Source organism: Streptantibioticus silvisoli (genome assembly GCF_027947535.2).
GTDB classification, from domain to species: Bacteria; Actinomycetota; Actinomycetes; order Streptomycetales; family Streptomycetaceae; genus Streptantibioticus_C; species Streptantibioticus_C silvisoli.
In genome coordinates, this window is record NZ_JAAGKO020000015.1 from 99,148 (window position 1) to 121,139 (window position 21,992).

19 protein-coding genes are annotated in these 21,992 nt (G+C 72.4%); 17 read left to right on the forward strand and 2 right to left on the reverse strand.

Annotation, left to right across the window (positions count from 1 at the left end; genetic code table 11):
* The first annotated feature begins 5 nt into the window (after window positions 1–5).
* The 13 genes from POF43_RS12820 to POF43_RS12880 all read left to right on the forward strand — a co-directional run bounded on the left by POF43_RS12820 (window position 6) and on the right by POF43_RS12880 (window position 14,417).
* The gene (locus POF43_RS12820; protein WP_271322162.1) at window positions 6–1,718 is read left to right on the forward strand and encodes a UDP-N-acetylmuramoyl-L-alanyl-D-glutamate--2,6-diaminopimelate ligase; all 1,713 of its coding nucleotides are present in this window, start codon (window positions 6–8) and stop codon (window positions 1,716–1,718) included.
* Window positions 1,715–3,127 (forward strand): UDP-N-acetylmuramoyl-tripeptide--D-alanyl-D-alanine ligase, encoded by a 1,413-nt coding sequence (locus POF43_RS12825; RefSeq protein ID WP_271312576.1) that lies wholly within the window; start codon window positions 1,715–1,717, stop codon window positions 3,125–3,127. Before POF43_RS12820 ends, POF43_RS12825 begins: the two co-directional genes overlap by 4 nt.
* Window positions 3,127–4,191, forward strand: coding sequence for a phospho-N-acetylmuramoyl-pentapeptide-transferase (gene mraY, locus POF43_RS12830; RefSeq protein ID WP_271312575.1), 1,065 nt, complete (start codon window positions 3,127–3,129; stop codon window positions 4,189–4,191). Before POF43_RS12825 ends, mraY begins: the two co-directional genes overlap by 1 nt.
* 58 nt (window positions 4,192–4,249) lie before the next feature.
* Complete coding sequence (murD, locus tag POF43_RS12835) at window positions 4,250–5,686, forward strand: UDP-N-acetylmuramoyl-L-alanine--D-glutamate ligase (protein ID WP_271322161.1); 1,437 nt, start codon at window positions 4,250–4,252, stop codon at window positions 5,684–5,686.
* A 51-nt stretch (window positions 5,687–5,737) separates the two neighbouring features.
* On the forward strand, window positions 5,738–7,087 hold the full coding sequence (gene ftsW / locus POF43_RS12840) for a putative lipid II flippase FtsW (protein WP_271312573.1): 1,350 nt from the start codon (window positions 5,738–5,740) through the stop codon (window positions 7,085–7,087).
* 6 nt (window positions 7,088–7,093) lie between these two features.
* Window positions 7,094–8,188, forward strand: coding sequence for an undecaprenyldiphospho-muramoylpentapeptide beta-N-acetylglucosaminyltransferase (gene murG / locus POF43_RS12845; protein ID WP_271312572.1), 1,095 nt, complete (start codon window positions 7,094–7,096; stop codon window positions 8,186–8,188).
* Window positions 8,189–8,224: 36 nt separating this feature from the next.
* Complete coding sequence (locus tag POF43_RS12850) at window positions 8,225–9,022, forward strand: cell division protein FtsQ/DivIB (protein WP_271312571.1); 798 nt, start codon at window positions 8,225–8,227, stop codon at window positions 9,020–9,022.
* Window positions 9,023–9,297: 275 nt separating this feature from the next.
* Window positions 9,298–10,527 carry a cell division protein FtsZ gene (ftsZ, locus tag POF43_RS12855; protein WP_271312570.1) on the forward strand — a complete coding sequence of 410 codons (1,230 nt, stop codon included), beginning with the start codon at window positions 9,298–9,300 and terminating at the stop codon, window positions 10,525–10,527.
* A 28-nt stretch (window positions 10,528–10,555) separates the two neighbouring features.
* Window positions 10,556–11,290 carry a peptidoglycan editing factor PgeF gene (gene pgeF, locus POF43_RS12860; protein ID WP_271312569.1) on the forward strand — a complete coding sequence of 245 codons (735 nt, stop codon included), beginning with the start codon at window positions 10,556–10,558 and terminating at the stop codon, window positions 11,288–11,290.
* Window positions 11,287–12,039, forward strand: a complete 753-nt coding sequence (locus POF43_RS12865; RefSeq protein ID WP_271322160.1) for a YggS family pyridoxal phosphate-dependent enzyme — start codon at window positions 11,287–11,289, stop codon at window positions 12,037–12,039. The genes pgeF and POF43_RS12865 overlap by 4 nt, the downstream gene beginning before the upstream one ends.
* Before the next feature lie 124 nt (window positions 12,040–12,163).
* Window positions 12,164–12,724 (forward strand): cell division protein SepF, encoded by a 561-nt coding sequence (locus POF43_RS12870; protein ID WP_271312567.1) that lies wholly within the window; start codon window positions 12,164–12,166, stop codon window positions 12,722–12,724.
* Window positions 12,725–12,786: 62 nt separating this feature from the next.
* Window positions 12,787–13,071, forward strand: coding sequence for a YggT family protein (locus tag POF43_RS12875; RefSeq protein ID WP_271312566.1), 285 nt, complete (start codon window positions 12,787–12,789; stop codon window positions 13,069–13,071).
* Between the two features lie 47 nt (window positions 13,072–13,118).
* Window positions 13,119–14,417, forward strand: a complete 1,299-nt coding sequence (locus POF43_RS12880; protein WP_271322159.1) for a DivIVA domain-containing protein — start codon at window positions 13,119–13,121, stop codon at window positions 14,415–14,417.
* A gap of 94 nt (window positions 14,418–14,511) precedes the next feature.
* Here POF43_RS12880 and ileS read toward each other — a convergent pair whose 3' ends face one another.
* The gene (gene ileS / locus POF43_RS12885) at window positions 14,512–17,640 is read right to left on the reverse strand and encodes an isoleucine--tRNA ligase (protein ID WP_271322158.1); all 3,129 of its coding nucleotides are present in this window, start codon (window positions 17,638–17,640) and stop codon (window positions 14,512–14,514) included.
* A gap of 504 nt (window positions 17,641–18,144) precedes the next feature.
* Here ileS and POF43_RS12890 point away from each other — a divergent pair.
* From POF43_RS12890 to POF43_RS12905, 4 genes are all read left to right on the forward strand, one after another.
* Window positions 18,145–18,702, forward strand: coding sequence for a TraR/DksA family transcriptional regulator (locus POF43_RS12890; protein ID WP_308217272.1), 558 nt, complete (start codon window positions 18,145–18,147; stop codon window positions 18,700–18,702).
* Between the two features lie 85 nt (window positions 18,703–18,787).
* Window positions 18,788–19,522, forward strand: coding sequence for a signal peptidase II (lspA, locus tag POF43_RS12895; protein WP_271322157.1), 735 nt, complete (start codon window positions 18,788–18,790; stop codon window positions 19,520–19,522).
* Window positions 19,523–19,573: 51 nt separating this feature from the next.
* Window positions 19,574–20,515, forward strand: coding sequence for an RluA family pseudouridine synthase (locus tag POF43_RS12900; protein WP_271312561.1), 942 nt, complete (start codon window positions 19,574–19,576; stop codon window positions 20,513–20,515).
* A 36-nt stretch (window positions 20,516–20,551) separates the two neighbouring features.
* A complete protein-coding gene (locus tag POF43_RS12905) occupies window positions 20,552–21,130 on the forward strand; it encodes a dienelactone hydrolase family protein (protein WP_271312560.1) in 579 nt (192 codons plus the stop codon).
* A gap of 7 nt (window positions 21,131–21,137) precedes the next feature.
* Here the strand turns inward: POF43_RS12905 and POF43_RS12910 are convergent, their stop codons facing one another.
* The gene (locus POF43_RS12910; RefSeq protein WP_271312559.1) at window positions 21,138–21,944 is read right to left on the reverse strand and encodes a thioredoxin domain-containing protein; all 807 of its coding nucleotides are present in this window, start codon (window positions 21,942–21,944) and stop codon (window positions 21,138–21,140) included.
* Window positions 21,945–21,992: the final 48 nt, after the last annotated feature.

The following is a 21,992-nucleotide window of genomic DNA, read 5'->3' on the forward strand; positions in this document are numbered from 1 at the left end:
CCACCGTGACAACGATCACACCATCCGACGATTCGGGAACCAAACACCACAGTGCCCGCCCGGGGCCTTTTCGCCCCGAGCCCGGCCCGCCCGGTAACCTCACCGCCGTGCCACTCGCTGATCAGCCCTCAACGTCTCAGGGTTCGGCCGCCCCGGGCCTGCCACGGCCGGACCAGGTCCGCCCCACCCCCCTCGCGGAACTGGCCGCGGCGCTCGGGGTCGCGGCCCCGGCCGGCGGATCACCCGCCACCGGGATCACCCACGACTCCCGCGCGGTGCGCCCGGGTGACGTCTACGCCGCCCTGCCCGGTGCCCGCTTCCACGGCGCCGACTTCGCCGCCCAGGCCGCCGAACGCGGCGCCGTCGCCGTGCTGACCGACCCGGCCGGCCTCGACCGGGCCGCCGCCACCGGCCTGCCGGTGCTGCTGGCCGGTGAACCGCGGGCCCGGATGGGGGAGCTGGCGGCCGGCATCTACGGCACCCCCGGCGACGACCTGCTCCAGATCGGCATCACCGGCACCTCCGGCAAGACCACCACCGCCTACCTGGTCGAAGGCGGGCTGCGCGCGGCGTACGGCGAGGCCACCGGGCTGATCGGCACCGTGGAGTCGCGCATCGGCCACGACCGGGTCAAGAGCGAACGCACCACCCCGGAGGCCACCGACCTGCAGGCGCTGTTCGCCACCATGCGCGAACGCGGCACCCGCGCGGTCGTCATGGAGGTCTCCAGCCACGCCCTGGTGCTCGGCCGGGTCGACGGCGCGGTCTTCGACATCGCCGTCTTCACCAACCTCAGCCCGGAGCACATGGACTTCCACCGGGACATGGAGGACTACTTCCAGGCCAAGGCGCAGCTGTTCACCCCGGAGCGCAACCGGGTCGGCGTCGTCAACCTCGACGACGAGTACGGCCGCCGCCTGGTCAAGGAGGCGGGCGTGCCGGTGACCACCTACAGCGCCGAGGGCCACCCGGACGCCGACTGGCGCGCCGAGGACGTCGAGGTCGGCCCGCTGGGCAGCACCTTCACCGCGATCGGCCCCAGCGGCGAACGCGTCCCGGCCGCCGCCCCGCTGCCCGGCCCGTTCAACGTCGCCAACACGCTGGCCGCCATCACCGCGCTGGTCACCGCCGGCCTCGACCCGCGCACCGCCGCCGACGGCGTCGCCGCGGTCCCCGGCGTCCCCGGCCGCCTGGAGCGGATCGACGCCGGACAGGACTACCTGGCGCTGGTCGACTACGCCCACAAGACCGACGCCGTCGAGTCCGTCCTGCGGGCGCTGCGCAAGGTCACCGAGGGCCGCATCCACATCGTGCTGGGCTGCGGCGGCGACCGGGACCGCGGCAAGCGCGCCGCGATGGGCGCCGCCTGCGCCCGGCTGGCCGACAGCGCCTTCCTCACCTCCGACAACCCCCGCTCGGAGGACCCGCTGGCGATCCTGTCCGCCATGCTGGCCGGCGCCGCCGAGGTCCCCGCCCACGAACGCGGACACGTCACCGTCGAGCCGGACCGGGCCATCGCCATCGCCTCCGCGGCCGCCGCCGCCCGCCCCGGCGACACCGTCGTGGTGGCCGGCAAGGGCCACGAGCAGGGCCAGGACATCGCCGGCGTGATCCGCCCCTTCGACGACCGCGAGGTGCTGCGCGCCGCCATCGAGCGCTCCCGCACCCGTACCGCCGACCGTCCGTCAGAGCGAACGAAGGACACCGACCAGCAGTGATCGCACTCACCCTCGCCGAGGTCGCTCAGGCGGTCGGCGGGAGCACGCACGACATACCCGACCCGACGGTCCCGGTCACCGGCCCGGTGGTGATCGACTCCCGTGAGGCCGGACCGGGCAGCCTGTTCGCCGCCTTCCGCGGCGACCGGGTCGACGGCCACGACTACGCCGCCAAGGCGGTCGCCGAAGGCGCGGTGGCGGTGCTCGCCACCCGCCCGCTCGGGCTGCCCGCCATCGTGGTCGACGACGTCCAGCGCGCGCTGGGGGCCCTGGCCACCCACGTCATCGACCGGCTCGGCGTCGACGTGGTCGCCCTCACCGGCTCCTCCGGCAAGACCAGCACCAAGGACCTCATCGCCCAGCTGCTGCGGCGGCACGCGCCCACCGTGTGGCCGCACGGCAACCTCAACAACGAGATCGGCCTGCCGCTGACCGCGCTGCGCGCCGAGCAGGACACCCGGCACCTGGTGCTGGAGATGGGCGCCCGCGGCGTCGGCCACATCCGCTACCTGACCACCTTGACCCCGCCGCGCGTCGGCCTGGTGCTCAACGTCGGCACCGCGCACATCGGCGAGTTCGGCGGCCGCGACAAGATCGCGCTGGCCAAGGGCGAACTGGTCGAGGCGCTGCCCGCCGACGGCGTCGCGGTGCTCAACGCCGACGACCCGCTGGTGCGCGCGATGGCCTCGCGCACCACGGCGCGCGTCGTGCTGTTCGGCGAGGCCGCCGACGCCGACGTACGCGCCGAGGACGTCCGGCTCGACTCCCGCGGACGGCCCGGCTTCACCCTGCGAACCCCCTCCGGGTGCGCCCCGGTGACCTTGCGCCTGTACGGTGAGCACCACGTGTCGAACGCGCTGGCCGCGGCCGCCGTCGCCGGTGAACTGGGCATGCCCGTCGAGGAGATCGCCTCCGCGCTCTCGTCGGCCGGCACCCTTTCCCACTGGCGGATGGAGGTCGTCGAGCGGCCGGACGGTGTGACGGTCGTCAACGACGCCTACAACGCGAATCCCGACTCCATGCGGGCCGCGCTGCGCGCACTGGTCGCCATGGCCGGCCCCGGTGGCCGTACCTGGGCCGTGCTGGGCGAGATGGCCGAACTCGGCGGGGAGTCCCTCGCCGAACACGACGCGGTGGGACGGCTCGCCGTCCGGCTCAACGTCAGCAAGCTCGTGACCGTGGGCGGCCAGGCGGCCGCCTGGCTGGACATGGGCGCCAAGAACGAGGGTTCGTGGGGTGAGGAGTCGGTGCATGTGTCCGACGCGGAGACGGCGATCGACCTGTTGCGTGGCCAACTGCGCCCGGGAGACGTCGTGTTGGTGAAGGCATCGCGATCGGTCGGCCTGGAGCGCGTGGCCCAGGCGCTGCTGGACGGCGTGGACGGCGACCAGGGCGAGGCCACTGCCTGATGAAGCAGATCCTCATCTCCGGTGTGTTCGGCCTGTTCCTGTCGCTCATCGGTACCCCCATCCTGATCAAGCTGCTGGCCCGCAAGGGCTACGGCCAGTTCATCCGGGACGACGGCCCGCGCGGCCACCACAGCAAGCGCGGTACGCCGACGATGGGCGGTATCGCCTTCATCCTGGCCACCTTGATCGCGTACGGCGCCACCAAGCTGATCGTCGGCGAGCGCCCGACGGTCTCCGGCCTGCTGGTGCTCTTCCTGTTCACCGGCATGGGCCTGGTCGGCTTCCTCGACGACTACATCAAGATCGTCAAGCAGCGCAGCCTGGGCCTGCGGGCCAAGGCCAAGATGGCCGGCCAGCTCATCGTCGGCATCGCGTTCGCCATCCTGGCGCTGAACTTCCCCGACCAGCGCGGCGCCACCCCGGCGTCCACCAAGCTGTCGTTCACCCAGGACTTCGGCTGGTCGATCGGCCCGGTCATCTTCGTGATCTGGGCGCTGTTCATGATCCTGGCGATGTCCAACGGCGTGAACCTCACCGACGGCCTCGACGGGCTGGCCACCGGCGCCTCCGTCATGGTCTTCGCCGCCTACACCGTCATCGGGGTCTGGCAGTACGGCCAGTCGTGCGCCAACGCGCTCACCGCCGGGCCCGGTTGCTACGAGGTGCGCGACCCGCTCGACCTGGCGGTGGTGGCCGCCGCGCTGATGGGCGCCTGCTTCGGCTTCCTGTGGTGGAACACCTCGCCGGCCAAGATCTTCATGGGCGACACCGGATCGCTCGCGCTGGGCGGCGCGCTGGCCGGGCTGGCGATCTGCTCGCGCACCGAGATGCTGATGGCCATCCTCGGCGGCCTGTTCGTGCTGATCACCCTCTCGGTCGTCATCCAGGTCGGCTCGTTCCGGCTGACCGGCAAACGCGTCTTCCGGATGGCACCGCTCCAGCACCACTTCGAACTCAAGGGCTGGAGCGAGGTCCTGGTGGTCGTCCGGTTCTGGATCATCCAGGGCATGTGCATGGCCGTCGGCCTCGGCCTGTTCTACGCGGGCTTCGTCGCCGCCAAGTGACGCCCGCCCGCTGACGTCCGCCGGGCAGCCGGCGGGCGACGAACCACAGGGGTAGCGCATGAGTACCGCCGAGGACCTCGCCGGGCAGCACGTCACCGTCGCCGGCCTGGGCGTCAGCGGCGTCCCGGCCGCCCGGGCGCTGCACGCGCTCGGCGCCCGCGTCACCGTCGTCAACGGCGGCGACGGCGAGCGCGAGCGCGGTGAGGCCGCCGCGCTGAGCAACCTCGGGGTCACCGTGCGGCTGGGGGACGGCGAGACGCTGCCGCCGGGCACCGACCTCGTCGTCACCACCCCCGGCTGGAAGCCCGCCGCACCGCTGTTCACCGCCGCCGCGGCGGCCCGCGTCCCGGTGTGGGGGGACGTGGAGCTCGCCTGGCGGCTGCGCGGCCCCGGCGCCGCCGACTGGCTCGCCGTCACCGGCACCAACGGCAAGACCACCACCGTGCGCATGCTCGCCGCGATCCTGACCGCGGCGGGCCTGCGCACCGCCGCGGTCGGCAACATCGGCGTCTCGCTGGTGGAGACGGTGCTGTCCGGCGAGCCGTACGACGTGCTCGCCGTCGAGCTGTCCAGCTACCAGCTGCACTGGGCGCCCAGCGTGCGCCCGCACTCCGCCGCCGTGCTCAACCTGGCCCCCGACCACCTCGACTGGCACGGCTCGATGGCCGGCTACGCCGCCGACAAGGGCCGCGTCTACACCGGCAACCGGGTCGCCTGCGTCTACAACACCGCCGACCCGGCCACCGAGGACCTGGTGCGGGCGGCCGACGTCGAGGAGGGCTGCCGCGCGATCGGCTTCACCCTCGGCCCGCCGGCCCCCTCCCAACTCGGCCTCGTCGACGGCCTGCTGATCGACCGGGCCTTCGTCGCCGACCGCCGCGGCAGCGCACAGGAGCTGGCCGGGACCACCGACGTCGACCCGCCCGCCCCGCACAACATCGCCAACGCGCTGGCCGCCGCCGCACTGGCCCGCGCCTACGGGGTGCCGCCCGGGGCGGTCCGCGACGGGCTGCGCGCCTTCCGCCCCGACGCCCACCGCATCACGCACATCGCCACCGTCGACGGCATCGGGTACGTCGACGACTCCAAGGCCACCAACCCGCACGCCACCGCCGCCTCGCTCGCCGCCTACGACCACGTGGTGTGGATCGCCGGCGGGCTCGCCAAGGGCGCCGACTTCGACGACCTGGTGGCCGGGGCGGCCGGCCGGCTGCGGGCGGTCGTGCTGATCGGCGCGGACCGGGCGCTGATCGCCGACGCGCTTCGGCGACACGCCCCCGAGGTCCCGGTCGTCGACCTGGAACGGACCGACACTGGGGCGATGGCGGCAGCGGTCGGCGCCGCGACGGAACTCGCCCTGCCGGGCGACACCGTCCTGCTCGCCCCGGCCTGTGCCTCGATGGACATGTTCACGAACTACGGCATGCGCGGCGACGTCTTCGCGGCGGCGGTACGCGCCCTGCCGTCCCAAGCGTCACCGTCACAGACGCGATAGCACCGGGTCCGCCGCCGCGGCCCGGACCGGCGCCCGGCACACGGAGGGAACATGACGCCGCAGCAGCGGTCAGCGGTCAGGACACGGCAGCGCCGCCCCGGCGTCCCGCCGCCCGCCCGGGGCTCCCGGGGCGCCCCGGGCGGCGGCGGGCCGCTGCGCGGGCTGCGGTCCGGCTACGACCGCCTCAGACGCGCCTGGGACCGCCCGCTGACCGCCTACTACGTCATCGTCGGCGGCAGTTCACTGATCCTGGTGCTCGGCCTGGTGATGGTCTTCTCCGCCTCCCAGGTCGAGGCGCTCCAGATGGGGCTGCCCGGCACGTTCTTCTTCCGCAAGCAGCTGCTGGCCGCCGTCATAGGCACCGTGCTGCTGGTGGTCGCCACCCGGCTGCCGGTCGCCGGCCACCGCCGGTTCGCCCGGCCGCTGCTGCTGGCCACCGTCTTCCTGCTGATGCTCGTCCAGGTCCCCGGCATCGGCATGCGGGTGCACGGCAACCAGAACTGGATCTCCGTCGGCGGCCCGTTCCAGATCCAGCCCAGCGAGTTCGCCAAGCTGGCGCTGATGCTGTGGGGTTCGGACCTGCTGGCCCGCAAGTACGACAAGAAGCTGCTGCTGCAGTGGAAGCAGCTGCTGGTGCCGCTGGTGCCCGTCATGCTGCTCATCCTCGGCCTGGTGCTGATCGGCGGCGACATGGGCACCGCGATCGTGCTGGCCGCCATGCTCTTCGGCCTGCTGTGGCTGGCCGGCGCCCCCACCCGGCTGTTCGTCGGCGTGCTCGGGGTGGCCGGCGCGGTCGGCCTGCTGCTGATCAAGACCAGCGCCCACCGCGTCTCGCGGTTCGCCTGCATCCTGGCCACCGAACCCGGCAAGGGCGACCAGTGCTGGCAGGCCGTCCACGGCCTGTACGCGCTCGCCTCCGGCGGGGTGTTCGGCTCCGGGCTGGGCGCCAGTGTGGAAAAGTGGGGCCAACTGCCGGAGCCGCACACCGACTTCATCTTCGCCGTCACCGGCGAGGAACTCGGCCTGGCCGGGACGCTGTCGGTGCTGGGCCTGTTCGCGGCTCTAGGCTATGCGGGTATCCGCGTGGCCGGACGCACGGAAGACCCCTTCGTGAGATTCGCCGCGGGAAGCGTGACCACCTGGATCATGGCGCAGGCCGTGGTCAACATCGGTTCGGTGCTCGGCCTGCTGCCGATCGCCGGAGTCCCGCTCCCGCTGTTCTCCTACGGGGGCTCGGCCCTGCTGCCCGCCATGTTCGCCATCGGGCTGCTGATCTCCTTCGCCAGGAGTGAACCCGCCGCCCGGGCGGCGCTGGCCGCGCGGGGGGCCGGTCCTGTGACAAGGGCAATGAATCGGAGCATGCGACGGCTGCCCCTCGGGCGGCCGTCCAGGAAGCGGTGAATTTCGGTGCATGTCGTTCTCGCCGGCGGTGGGACCGCCGGTCATATCGAGCCCGCGCTCGCCCTCGCGGACGCCCTGCGCAGGCAGGACCCGACCGTGGGGATCACGGCGCTCGGTACCGAACGCGGCCTGGAGACCCGGCTGGTGCCCGAACGCGGCTACGAACTCGCCCTCATCCCGGCCGTGCCGCTGCCGCGCCGGCCCACCACCGAACTCATCACCGTCCCCGGCCGGCTGCGCGGCACCATCAAGGCCGCCGAGCAGATCCTGGAGCGCACCAAGGCCTCCTGCGTGGTCGGCTTCGGCGGCTACGTGGCGCTGCCGGGCTACCTGGCCGCCAAGCGGCTCGGGGTGCCCATCGTGGTCCACGAGGCCAACGCCCGCCCCGGCCTGGCCAACAAGATCGGCTCGCGCTACGCCCACGGCGTCGCGGTCAGCACCCCCGACAGCAAGCTGCGCGACGCCCGCTACATCGGCATCCCGCTGCGCCGCACCATCGCCACCCTGGACCGCGCCGCCGCCCGCCCGCAGGCCCGCGCCGCGTTCGGCCTGGACCAGAACCTGCCGACGCTGCTGGTCTCCGGCGGCTCGCAGGGCGCCCGGCGGCTGAACGAGGTCGTCGCCGCCATCGCGCCGCGCCTCCAGCAGTCCGGCGTGCAGATCCTGCACGCGGTCGGCCCGAAGAACGAGATCCCGCAGATCGGCCACATGCCCGGCATGCCGCCGTACGTCCCGGTGCCCTACGTGGACCGGATGGACCTGGCCTACGCCGCCGCCGACATGATGCTGTGCCGGGCCGGCGCGATGACGGTCGCCGAACTGTCCGCGGTCGGGCTGCCGGCCGCCTACGTACCGCTGCCCATCGGCAACGGCGAACAGCGGCTCAACGCCCAGCCGCTGGTCAAGGCGGGCGGCGGCCTGCTGGTCGACGACGCCGAGCTGACCGGGGAGTGGATCCTGCGCAACGTCATGCCGGTGCTGACCGATCCGCACCGGCTGTACGAGATGTCGCACGCCGCCGCCGAGTTCGGCCGCCGGGACGCCGACGACCTGCTCGTCGGCATGGTGCACGAGGCGGTCGCTGCCGGCCGGGCAGGATAGCGGCGGGGGACCGGAGCGAAACAGGAGGCGGGCCAGGTGGCCGGACCGACGATCCCTCAGCGCAGTGACCGGATGCCGCCGGCCCAGCGGCGCCCGGTGCCGCCCGCGCGGCCCCGCCGCCGGCTCACCCGGCGCGGCGCGCTCGCCCTGCTGGCGGCCGTCGCGCTGCTGGCCGGCGGCGTGCTGTACGTGCTGTACGGCTCACCGTGGCTGCGGGTGCGGCACGTGCGCGTCACCGGCACCCGGGTGCTGACCCCGGCGGCGGTGCGCGCCGCCGCCGGGGTGCCGGCCGGTGAGGCGCTGGCGTCGGTGGACCCCGGCGCGGTGGCGGCCCGGCTGCGCGCGACGCTGCCGCGGATCGCGTCGGTGCGCGTCCAGCGGTCGTGGCCGGACGCGATCGCGCTGGAGGTGACCGAACGCGAACCGAAAGCGCTGCTGAAAAAGGGCGGAAAGTTCGTCGAAGTGGACGCGGACGGTGTGCGTTATGCCACTGATCCGACGGCGCCGCGCGGAGTTCCGCTGGTGGAATTGACCGGCGCCGCCCGCTCCGGCTCTTCCGATGCGGCCTATTTCAGCACCGCGGTCCTGTTGCACTCGGCGGTGCAAGTGGCCGCCGATCTTCCCGAATCGGTACATAGCCAGACAAAATTCATCGAGGTCGGCTCGTTCGACGGAATCACCCTGGAACTCACCCGGGGCCGCAGCGTGCTGTGGGGCAGTCCGCAGGACGGCCGCCGCAAGGCGGTCGCGCTCACCGCGCTGCTCACCGCGGACGCCGGGGCCGCGCACTACGACGTCAGCGCCCCCAGCGCCCCCGCGTCATCAGGGAGTTGACTCGGAGTTCCGTATCGGTGACCCTGGTTGGCTCAGGTGGGGCATGATCACATAGGGTCGAAAGAAAAGCAGTAGGTTCGGCGTGTTCGTTGAACGAGTACGGCTTGTCGACTTAGTGTCCTGTCCAGGCGGACACAAGGAACGCTTTTAACCCTAACCCTAATCCTCAGGGTGAGGGTTGGGGTCGGCATCCGAACCGTCCCATCGGCATCCGCCGGTCCACCGCTTCCGTGGCGGACGGACCGGCACGTTAATCGAGGCGAGAGGCCTTCGACGTGGCAGCACCGCAGAACTACCTCGCAGTCATCAAGGTCGTCGGTATCGGCGGCGGCGGTGTCAACGCCATCAACAGGATGATCGAGGTCGGTCTCAAGGGCGTCGAGTTCATCGCGATCAACACCGACGCGCAGGCCCTGCTCATGTCCGACGCCGACGTCAAGCTCGATGTCGGCCGCGAGTTGACCCGGGGCCTCGGCGCCGGCGCCAACCCCGACGTCGGCCGCAAGGCGGCCGAGGACCACCGCGAGGAGATCGAGGAGGTCCTCAAGGGGGCCGACATGGTCTTCGTCACGGCCGGCGAGGGCGGCGGCACCGGCACCGGCGGCGCGCCCGTGGTGGCCAACATCGCCCGCTCGCTGGGCGCGCTGACCATCGGGGTGGTCACCCGTCCGTTCACCTTCGAGGGCCGCCGCCGCGCCAACCAGGCCGAGGACGGCATCGCCGGCCTGCGCGACGAGGTCGACACCCTCATCGTCATCCCCAACGACCGGCTGCTGTCCATCTCCGACCGCCAGGTCAGCGTGCTGGACGCCTTCAAGTCGGCCGACCAGGTGCTGCTGTCCGGCGTCCAGGGCATCACCGACCTGATCACCACCCCGGGCCTGATCAACCTCGACTTCGCCGACGTCAAGTCCGTGATGTCGGAGGCCGGTTCGGCGCTGATGGGCATCGGTTCGGCCCGCGGCGACGACCGCGCGGTCGCGGCGGCCGAGATGGCCATCTCCTCCCCGCTGCTGGAGGCGTCCATCGACGGCGCCCGCGGCGTGCTGCTGTCCATCTCCGGCGGCTCCGACCTCGGCCTGTTCGAGATCAACGAGTCCGCCCAGCTGGTCAGCGAGGCCGCCCACCCCGAGGCCAACATCATCTTCGGCGCCGTCATCGACGACGCGCTCGGCGACGAGGTGCGGGTCACCGTCATCGCGGCCGGCTTCGACGGCGGCCAGCCGCCGACCAAGAGCCGCGACAAGGTCATCAGCACCTACACCTCCTCCCCCCGCGAGGAGAACACCGGTTCGGCCGCGCCGCGGCTGGCCCCGCAGCCCACCGACAGCTCCCGGCCGTCCTTCGGCGGCCTGGGCAACCTCACCCCGCGCGAGCCGGTCGAGGCCCGCGACGCCGACGGCGAGACCCCGGCCACCCCGCCGATCTCGCCCCAGGTGCCGCCGGCCCGTCCCTACCAGGACAGCCAGGCCGAGGAACTCGACGTTCCCGACTTCCTCAAGTGACACCGGCGCCGGACCGAGCGAGACCGCGTTGATAGGCCAGTCATACGAAACGGGCGGCGCCCGCTTCGCCTTCACCGACCGGTGGGGCGGGGTGAGCGCCGCTCCGTACGCCCAGCTCAACCTCGGCGGCGCGGTCGGCGACGACCCCGCCGCCGTCCTGGGCAACCGGAACCTCGCCGCCCGCACGCTGGGGGTGGACCCGGCGGACGTGGTGTGGATGAACCAGGTGCACGGCAAGGACGTCGCGGTGGTCGACACCCCCGGCGGGCTCGCCGGGGCGACCCCGGTCGACGCGGTCGTCACCACCCGCCCCGGACTCGCCCTGGCCGTGCTCACCGCCGACTGCGTGCCGGTGCTGCTGGCCGACCCGGTCGCCGGCGTCGCCGGCGCCGCGCACGCCGGACGCCCCGGCCTGCTGGCCGGCGTCGTCCCCGCCGTCGTCGAGGCGATGACCGCGCTCGGCGCCGAACCGGAACGCCTCGTCGTACACACCGGCCCCGCCGTCTGCGGCCGTTGCTACGAGGTGCCGCAGGACCTGCGTCAACTCGGCGCCGACACCGTCCCCGAAACGTGGGCCACCACCCGCTGGGGCACCCCGGCGCTCGACATCGTGGCCGGCGTCCAGGCCCAGCTCGGCCGGCTCGGCGTCACCGGGCGCACCGCCTCCGCGGTCTGCACGCTGGAGTCCGCCGACCACTTCTCCTACCGCCGCGACCGGACCACCGGCCGCCTGGCGTCCTACGTCTGGCTGGAGTCCCGATGACCGGCGAACCGACGACCGACCCCGTCTCCCCGGACGAGCGCAAGGCCCAACTCGCCGCCAATCTCGCCCGGGTCGAGCACCGCATCGCCGCCGCCTGCGACGCGGCCGGCCGTGACCGCTCGCAGGTCACCCTCATCGTGGTGACCAAGACCTACCCCGCCGACGATGTGACATTCCTCGCGCAACTGGGTGTCCGCCAGGTCGCGGAGAACCGCGACCAGGAGGCCGCCGCCAAGGCCGCCGCCTGCGCCGGAGCCGGGCTGAGCTGGCACTTCGTCGGCCAGTTGCAGACCAACAAGGCGCGTTCGGTGGTCGGTTACGCCGATCACGTCCACTCCGTCGACCGGCTGCGGCTGGTGACCGCGCTGTCCGACGCCGCCGTGCGGGCCGGCCGGGAGGTCGGCTGCCTGGTGCAGGTCGCGCTCGACGCGGCGTCAGGGACGGTCGGCGGTCGCGGCGGTGCCGCCCCGCAGGACGTCGAGGCGGTCGCCGACGCGATCGCCGCCGCGCCCGGCCTGCGGATCGAGGGCCTGATGGCGGTCGCACCGCTGGCGGGGGAGTACGCCGGTCAACCTCGTGCCGCGTTCGACAGGCTTTCGGATATCGCGTCCGTCCTGCGCGGATCGCATCCGGCTGCGAACATGGTTTCCGCCGGGATGAGTTCGGACCTCGAGGAAGCCGTTGCGGCGGGTGCGACACATGTACGCGTCGGTACTGCGGTACTCGGAGTCCGTCCCCCCCTCCGGTAACGTCACGAAGAAGTCGGACCACAGCAGAAAATATGGTCACGCTTCGCCCAACACGGAGCAGGCCCAGTGGATCTCCCTCACCTGGTGACGGTTTCGATCCACCACAGAGCGGAGGACGGAGAGCATGGCCGGCGCGATGCGCAAGATGGCGGTCTACCTCGGCCTCGTGGAGGACGATGGGTACGACGGCCCGGGGTTCGACCCCGACGACGAGTTCGAACCCGAGCCCGAACCCGAGCGGGTGAGACGGCAGCACCAGCCGCCGGCCGAGGAGCCACCCCGCGTCGCGCACCCCCCGGCCCCCCGGGAACCGCGGATCGCCCCAGTGGCATCCATCACACCTGAACGCCGCACTCTGGAGAAGAACGCACCGGTGATCATGCCCAAGGTCGTGTCGGAGCGAGAGCCCTACCGGATCACGACGCTGCACCCGCGGACGTACAACGAAGCCCGTACGATCGGGGAACACTTCCGGGAGAGCACCCCGGTGATCATGAATCTGACGGAGATGGATGACACGGACGCCAAACGTCTGGTGGACTTCGCAGCAGGTCTCGTCTTCGGTCTGCACGGCAGCATCGAGCGGGTGACGCAGAAGGTGTTCCTGCTGTCTCCTGCTAACGTCGATGTCACGGCGGAGGACAAAGCCCGTATCGCCGAGGGCGGATTCTTCAACCAGAGCTGAGACGACAAGTACGTGGAACCGGACCGTGAGGGCCGCAGGACAGCAGGGGAAGGGGTGGCGCGATGAACGTGTTCTGGCAGATCGTTCAGATCGTGTTGCTGGTCTTCCTGATCGTGCTGATCTTCCGGTTGGTGATGAACTACGTCTTCCAGTTCGCCCGGTCGTGGCGCCCCGGCAAGGCCATGGTGGTGGTGCTGGAAGCCACCTACACTGTCACCGACCCGCCACTCAAGCTTTTGCGGCGGTTCATCCCGCCGCTGCGTCTCGGGGGCGTAGCGCTCGACCTGTCCTTCTTCGTATTGATGATCATCGTCTACATCCTGATCTCCGTCGTGGCCAGGCTGTGAACGAGTACGGTCTAGCCGAATGCCGACGATCACGTTGAGGTGAAGAGATGCCGTTGACCCCCGAGGACGTTCGTAACAAGCAGTTCACGACCGTCCGCCTCCGAGAAGGCTATGACGAGGATGAGGTCGACGCCTTCCTCGATGAGGTTGAAGCCGAGCTGACCCGTCTGCTGCGCGAGAACGAGGACCTGCGCGCCAAGCTGGCGGCGGCCACCCGCGCCGCCGCGCAGAACCAGCAGCAGAACATGCGCAAGCAGGAGCAGCAGGAGAGGCCCGGGGCTCCGGTACCCGCCGCCATATCCGGTCCGCAGCCGGTGCCGCCGGGACAGCAGCAGCAAATGGGCGGTCCGCCCCAGCTGCCCGGTGCACCCCAGCTGCCGGCCGGCCCGAGCGGGCAGCAGCAGCACGGACCGCAGGGCGGTCCGATGGGTCCCGGCGGCCCCATGGGCCAGGGACCGATGGGCCAGGGACCGATGCAGGGTTCCGGTCCGATGGGCCAGGGCGGCCCCGGCCCGATGCAGGGCCCCGGCGGTCCCATGGGCCAGGGCGGCCCCGGTCCGATGGGCCAGGGTCCCATGGGCCAGGGCCCGATGGGGCAGGGTCCGATGGGCCAGCCGCAGATGCAGCAGCAGATGCCGCCGCAGATGATGCAGCAGCCGCAGCACCCCATGCAGCAGCAGGGCGGCCCGCACGGCGACAGCGCCGCGCGTGTCCTCTCCCTCGCCCAGCAGACCGCCGACCAGGCGATCGCGGAGGCCCGTTCCGAGGCCAACAAGATCGTCGGCGAGGCGCGCAGCCGTGCCGAGGGCCTGGAGCGCGACGCCCGCGCCAAGGCCGACGCGCTGGAGCGGGACGCGCAGGAGAAGCACCGTGTCGCGATGGGCTCGCTGGAGTCCGCCCGCGCCACGCTGGAGCGCAAGGTCGAGGACCTGCGCGGCTTCGAGCGCGAGTACCGCACCCGCCTGAAGTCCTACCTGGAGAGCCAGCTGCGCCAGTTGGAGAACCAGGCGGACGACTCGCTGGCCCCGCCGCGCACCCCGGCAGCCGCCTCGCTCCCGTCGTCGTCCACCATGGGCGGCGGTATGGGCGCCGGCACGATGGGCAGCGGCATGGCCGCGGCCGGTGCCGGTGCGCTCGGGCACGGCGGCCACAACGGGCACAACGGCGGCCAGACCTACGGCGGCCAGCAGATGGGCGGTCAGGGCGGACACACCTACGGCGGTCAGCCGCAGATGTCGCCGGCCATGACGCAGCCGATGGCGCCGGTCCGTCCGCAGGGCCCGCAGCCCTTGCAGCAGGCGCCGACGCCGATGCGCGGCTTCCTGATCGACGAGGACGACAACTGAGCGCAGCCGCAGGGCTGAACATGTGACAGCGGACATGCAAGAACGGGCCGGGGCCAGGAGATCTTCTCCTGGCCCCGGCCCGTTGTCGGTGCGGTCAGTTCTTCCGCAGCCGGAAGGCCAGGCCCAGCGGCTCGTCGGTGAAGACCGGGCCGTAGCCGTCGTCCCCCTCGCCGGCGGCGAAGTCGGTGGCGAGCACCTCGTCGGCGACCAGCGTGCCGTGCTCGGCGAGCGCCTCCGCCAGTTCGTCACCGGACGCGGTCCAGCGCACCGCGATGCGGTCGGCCACGTCCAGGCCGGAGTTCTTGCGGGCCTCCTGCATCAGCCGGATGACGTCCCGCGCCAGGCCGGCCCGGCGCAGTTCCGGCGTGATCGCCAGGTCCAGGGCGACCGTGGCACCGGCGTCGGAGGCCACCGACCAGCCTTCGCGCGGCGTCTCGGTGACCACCACCTCCTCCGGGGACAGCGCCACCGTCTCGCCGCCGACCTGCACCGACGCGGTGCCCTCGCGCAGCGCCACCGACAGCGCGGCGGCGTCCGCGGCGGCGATCGCCTGGGCCACCGGCTGGGTGCCCTTGCCGAACCGCTTGCCCAGCGCGCGGAAGTTGGCCTTCACCGTGGTGTCCACCAGCGAGCCGCCGACCTGCGACAGCGCGGCGAGCGAGCTGACGTTCAGCTCCTCGGCGATCTGCGCGCGCAGGTCCGCGTCGAGCGCGTCGAACCCGGCGGCTGCGACCAGCGCCCGCGACAGCGGCTGGCGGGTCTTGACGCCGGACTCCGCCCGGGTCGCCCGGCCCAGCTCCACCAGCCGGCGCACCAGCGCCATCCGCTCCGACAGCTGCGGGTCGGCCGGCGCGGCGTCGGCCACCGGCCAGCTCGCCAGGTGCACCGACTCCGGCGCGTCCGGCGTGGTGGTGACGACCAGGTCCTGCCACACGCGTTCGGTGATGAACGGCACCAGCGGCGCCATCAGCCGGGTCACCGTCTCCACGACCTCGTGCAGGGTGCGCAGCGCCGCCGCGTCGCCCTGCCAGAACCGCCGCCGCGACCGGCGCACGTACCAGTTGGACAGGTCGTCGACGAAGGTCGACAGCAGCTTGCCGGTGCGCTGGGTGTCGAAGCCCTCCATCGCCCCGGTCACGTCGCGCACCAGCAGGTTCAGCTCGCCCAGCAGCCAGCGGTCCAGCAGCGGCCGGTCGGCCGGCGCCGGGTCGGTGTCACCCGGCGCCCAGCCGGCGGTGCGGGCGTACAGGGCCTGGAAGGCGACGGTGTTCCAGTAGGTCAGCAGGGTCTTGCGGACCACTTCCTGGATGGTGTTGTGCCCCACCCGGCGCGCGGCCCACGGGGAACCGCCGGCCGCCATGAACCAGCGCACCGCGTCGGCGCCGTGCCGGTCCATCAGCGGGATCGGGTCCAGGGTGTTGCCCAGGTGCTTGGACATCTTGCGGCCGTCCTCGGCCAGGATGTGCCCCAGGCAGACCACGTTCTCGTACGAGGAACGGTCGAAGACCAGGGTGCCGACGGCCATCAGCGAGTAGAACCAGCCGCGGGTCTGGTCGATGGCCTCGGAGATGAACTGCGCCGGGTAGCGCCGCTCGAACAGCTCCTTGTTCCGGAACGGGTAGCCGTACTGCGCGAACGGCATGGCGCCCGAGTCGTACCAGGCGTCGATGACCTCCGGCACCCGGGTCGCGGTGCCGCGGCAGTCCGGGCAGTCGAAGGTGACGTCGTCGATGAACGGCCGGTGCGGGTCGAGCTGCGCCTGGTCCACGCCGGTCAGCCGCGACAGCTCGGCGAACGAGCCGACGCAGGTCAGGTGGCCCTGCTCGCAGGTCCAGATGGGCAGCGGGGTGCCCCAGTACCGCTTGCGCGACAGCGCCCAGTCCACGTTGTTGTTCAGCCAGTCGCCGAACCGGCCGTGCTTGACCGTCTCGGGGAACCAGTTGGTGCGCTCGTTCTCCCGCAGCATCGCGTCCTTGACGGCGGTGGTGCGGATGTACCACGACGGCTGCGCGTAGTACAGCAGCGCGGTGTGGCAGCGCCAGCAGTGCGGGTAGCTGTGCTCGTAGGGCTGGTGGCGGAAGAGCAGGCCGCGCGCGGCGAGGTCGGCGACCAGCACCTCGTCGGCCTTCTTGAAGAACTGCCCGCCGACCAGGGCGAGTTCGGGCTCGAAGGTGCCGTCGGGCCGCACCGGGTTGACCACCGGCAGGCCGTAGCCGCGGCAGGTCTTGAGGTCGTCCTCGCCGAAGGCGGGCGCCTGGTGGACCAGGCCGGTGCCGTCCTCGGTGGTGACGTACCCGGCGTTCACCACGAAGTGCGCGTCGTCGATCGCCACCAGGTCGAACGGGCGGCGGTAGGTCCAGCGCTCCATCGCGGCGCCGGTGAAGCGCTCGCCGGTGGCGGTCCAGCCCTCACCGAGCGCCTTGCCCAGCAGCGGTTCGGCGACGACGACCTGCTCGGTGCCGTCGGTGGCGACCAGGTAGGTCACCTCGGGGTGCGCGGCGACCGCGGTGTTGGACACCAGGGTCCACGGGGTGGTCGTCCACACCAGCAGCGACGCCCGGCCGGCCAGCGGCCCGGAGGTCAGCGGCATCCGCACGTAGACCGACGGGTCGACGACGGTCTCGTAGCCCTGGGCCAGCTCGTGGTCGGACAGGCCGGTGCCGCAGCGCGGGCACCAGGGTGCGACCCGGTGGTCCTGGACCAGCAGTCCCTTGTCGAAGATCTGCCGGAGCGACCACCACACCGACTGCACGTAGTCGGCCGACATCGTCCAGTACGCGTCCTCCAGGTCCACCCAGTAGCCCATCCGGGTGGTCAGGTCGGCGAACGCGTCGGTGTGCCGGGTCACCGAGGCGCGGCACCGGGCGTTGAACTCGGCGATGCCGTAGCGCTCGATGTCCTGCTTGCCGGTGAAGCCCAGCTCCTTCTCCACCGCCAGCTCCACCGGCAGGCCGTGGCAGTCCCAGCCGGCCTTGCGCGGCACGTGGTGGCCCTGCATGGTCTTGAAGCGCGGGAAGACGTCCTTGAAGACCCGGGCCTCGATGTGGTGGGCGCCCGGCATGCCGTTGGCGGTGGGCGGGCCCTCGTTGAAGACCCATTCGGGGCGGCCGGTGGTCTGCTCCAGGGTGCGGGCGAAGACCTTGTTGTCCTGCCAGAACGCGAGCACGGAGTGCTCCAGCTCGGGCAGGTCGACCTGGGGGGGGACCTGGCGGTACTGCGTCATCGGTTCGTCCTCCGGCGGAACGCTGCATCACGGCGTGCGGCGAAGGGACGAGAGCGCGCTCCCGCGGTACCACCCTCCTTGGCCGCCGGCGCGTGCGCGCCGCCGACCCGCTCATTGGGCCGCGATGCCGGTTCTACTCGCCCGCGGTCGTACCGGGGGGTTTCCTCCGACGGCTCCGGGGTGATCTTCACACCGCGCACACCCCCGGGCTCCCACCGTCCCCGGGTCGCTGCTGGCTGCGTGCGGCGCTACTCGTCCCCATCCACGCCTTTCGCTGTGCCCAGTGTACGGGGAGCCGGCCGCTGGTTCCGCCGGATTACCGGGCCGGCGGCGCCGTAGGCCGAACGGCGGGAACCGGCGGCGCGGTACGGGTCGTTATCCGGGCATATCGGATTACCCGCCCGGCGGCTGGGCAGAACGCAGGGCAGACCCGCCCGCCGGGCGGTCCGCAGCGTGCCGCATCCGGACGCGGGCGGCAGCACACGAGGTGAAGGGGGCGCGGCCATGGTGGCGAGGAAGAGCGCCGCGAAGTCCGCGCGGCCGCAGCAGGCGGCACCGGCGAAGAAGGCCGCCGCCGGGAAGCAGGGTTCCGGGACCGCCCGGAGCCGTACCGGGAGGGGACACACCGCGATGACCGCGAACGAGACGGCGCCCCCGGCGCGCGAGCCCGCCGGGCTGCCGGTGCGGCCGGGGGAGGAGCCCTGGACCGCCGCGGAGGCCGGTGAGGCCCGCGCCCAGCTCGACGACGACGCCGCCCGGCTGCGCGAGGAGATCCGGCTGTCGGAGGCGGCCGTCTCCGGCCTGATGCGCGACTCCGGCGACGGGGCCGGCGACGACCAGGCGGACGTCGGCACCAAGAACATCTCCCGCGAGCACGAGATGTCCCTGGCCGACAACGCCCGCGAGATGCTGATCCAGACCGAGCACGCCCTGGAACGCCTCGACAACGGCACCTACGGCCGCTGCGAGTCCTGCGGCAACCCGATCGGCAAGGCCCGCGTGCTGGCCTTCCCCCGGGCCACCCTCTGCGTCGAGTGCAAACAGCGCACCGAACGGCGCTGAGGTCCACTGACCCATCCCGATCCGGTGCCGTACTCTCGTCTCGTCAGGCACGGCCTGGCGCGGGACTCAAGGCTGAGGGACTTACGTGACGAAGGCGGAGCGCACCATCGGTACGCCAGGGTTCGAACCGGCCGCCGGTGAGCCGGCGGACGGACAGCACAGCGACGGCCGCCGGCCGGACGGCGACCGGCCGGCCCCGCCGGCCGCCGGTGAGCCGGCCGCGGACGCGGTGCCCCCCGTGGGCGCGGCGGACGGCCCGGACCCGGTGGACCCCGGCGCGGACCCCGACGGCGAGCCCGGCACCGGCGGCGACGCCGGGGCGGCTCCCGGGCGTGGCAAGCGGCGGATGCCGGCGCTGCTCGGCGTCGCGGCGCTGGCGTACCTGCTCGACATCGTCAGCAAGACCCTGGTGGTGCACCACCTGGAGGGGCGCCCGGCCATCCCGGTCCTCGGCTCCTACCTCCAGCTGTGGGCCACCCGCAACTCCGGCGCCGCCTTCGGCATCGGCCAGGGCATGACCATCGTCTTCTCCGTGATCGCGCTCATCGTGATCGGCGTCATCGCCCGGCTGTCGCGCAAGCTCTACAGCGTGCCGTGGGCGATCGCGCTGGGCCTGCTGCTCGGCGGGGCGCTGGGCAACCTCACCGACCGGATCTTCCGCTCACCGGGCGTCTTCCGCGGCGCGGTCGTCGACTTCATCGCCCCGAAGGACTTCGCCGTCTTCAACCTCGCCGACTCCGCGATCGTCTGCGGCGGCGTCCTCATCGTGTGGCTGTCCTTCCGCGGCCTGGACCCGGACGGCACCCTCCACCGGGACTGAGCCGACCCCGGGCGGACGAGCGGGCCCGCGGGGTCGGGCATACTCGACCTGGTGAGTACCCTTCCCGAGATCCGAACGCTTCCGGTGCCCGACGGCCTTGAGGGCGAGCGGGTGGACGCAGCGCTGGCCCGCATGTTCGGCTTCTCCCGTACCAAGGCGGCCGAACTCGCCGCCGACGGCAAGGTGCGGGTGGACGGCTCCGCGGCCGGCAAGTCCGACCGCGTCAGCGGCGGCGCCTGGCTGGAGGTGGAGATGCCCGCCCCGGCCGCGCCGGTGCGGATCGTCGCCGAACCGGTCGAGGGCATGGAGATCGTGCACGACGACGACGACGTGGTGGTCGTCGCCAAGCCGGTCGGCGTCGCCGCGCACCCGTCGCCCGGCTGGAGCGGCCCCACCGTCATCGGCGGCCTCGCGGCGGCCGGCTTCCGCATCTCCACCTCCGGCGCCGCCGAACGCCAGGGCATCGTGCACCGGCTGGACGTCGGCACCTCGGGGCTGATGGTGGTCGCCAAGTCCGAGCGGGCCTACACCCTGCTCAAGCAGCAGTTCCGCGAGCGCACGGTCGACAAGCGCTACCACTCGCTGGTCCAGGGCCACCCCGACCCGCTCAGCGGCACCATCGACGCGCCCATCGGCCGCCACCCCACCCACGACTACAAGTGGGCGGTCGTCGCCGAGGGCAAGCCCAGCGTGACGCACTACGACCTGATCGAGGCGTTCCGCGCCGCCAGCCTGCTCGACATCAAGCTGGAGACCGGCCGCACCCACCAGATCCGGGTGCACATGTCGGCGCACCGCCACCCGTGCGTCGGCGACCTGACCTACGGCGCCGACCCGACGCTCGCCAAGCGCCTCGGCCTGACCCGGCAGTGGCTGCACGCCGTCCGGCTGGGCTTCGAGCACCCCGGGCACGGCGGCTGGGCGGAGTTCTCCAGCCCCTACCCCGACGACCTGGCCGCCGCGCTGGAGACCGTCCGCGAGGAGAGCGCGTGACCGGCACCGGCCCGACCGTGCGGGAAGGCGGCCGCCGTGGCCGCCGCTGAGACCGTCGTGCTGTTCCACTCCGCCTACGGGCCGCGCGCCGCGGTCCACGAGGCGGCGGCCCGGCTGCGCGCCGAGGGCCACGAGGTGCTGGTGCCCGACCTGTTCGACGGGCGCACCACCGACGACCTCGACGAGGGCCTGGCGATCCGCGACGAGCTGGGCACCGGGGAACTGCTGCGCCGCGCCGTGGCGTTCGTCGCCCCGCACTCCGCCCGCGGCCTGGTCTACGCCGGCTTCTCGCTGGGCGGCGCCATCGCGCAGAACCTCGCGCTGGGCGACGAGCACGCCCGGGGCCTGCTGCTCCTGCACGGCACGTCGGACCTGGCCGACGACGCGGCCACCGACATCGCGGTGCAGCTGCACGTCGCCGAACCGGACCCGTACGAGACCGACGACTGGCTGACCGCGTGGTACCTGCGGATGGGCCGCGCCGGGGCCGATGTCGAGGTGCACCGCTACCGCGGCGCGGGCCACCTGTACACCGACCCCGGCCTGCCCGACTGGGACGCGGAGGCCGCCGACCGCACCTGGGCGGTGGCCTCCGCGTTCCTGGCGGAGCTGTAGCGCGGCGTTACTTGCCGATCGCCTTGTCCAGCGCCGGGGTGAACTGCGCCAGCGGGATGACGCCCTCGGGCGGGTTGTTGAAGCCGGTCACCGCGAACTTCTTGCCGTCCACCATGGCGGTCGGCGTGCCCTGCACACCGCTGCTGGTGAACGACGCCGACATCTTCGACGCCCAGCTGTCGTACTTGCCGTCCTTGACGTTCTTCTGGAAGGCCGCGTTGTCCTTCAGCGCCGGCACCTCGTTGGAGATCTTGAACAGGTAGCTGTCGTCCTTGAACTTGTCGGTCTGCTCGTCGGGGTGGTTGGCCTTGGAGTACAGCGCGGTGTGGAACTCGATGAACGCCTTCGGGCTCACGTCGAGCGCCGCGCCCAGCGCGCTGAGCGCGTTCATCGAGCCGCTGCCGCCGAGGTTGCCGTCGAGGAAGGTGCCGAAGGTGTACTGGATCTTGTAGTCGCCGGCGTCCGCGCCCTTGACGATCTGCGCGCCGTCGGTCTGCTCGAAGGACGCGCAGATCGGGCAGCGCGGGTCTTCGTACAGGTGCAGGGTGTGCTTGGCGGAGGCGCTGCCGTAGATGACGGTGGTGCCGTTGGTGCCCGAGGCGTTCGCCGGGACCACCAGCGGCTTGCTCGGTCCCTTGTGCGTCGCCTTGGTGACGCCGATGGCTATGCCGGCCACGACTCCGATGACCACGACGACGCCGACCACGGCGAAGATCTGCCGCCGTGCCTTGGCCCGCTTGGCCTCCTTCTCCCGCTCGGCCTTGAGCCGGTCGCGGGCGGACGATTTCTGGTCCCAGGCGTTCCTGCTGCTCATGATGGTTTCCGCTCTCCGTGACGTGGTGGTGTGCTGACGACCGGGTAC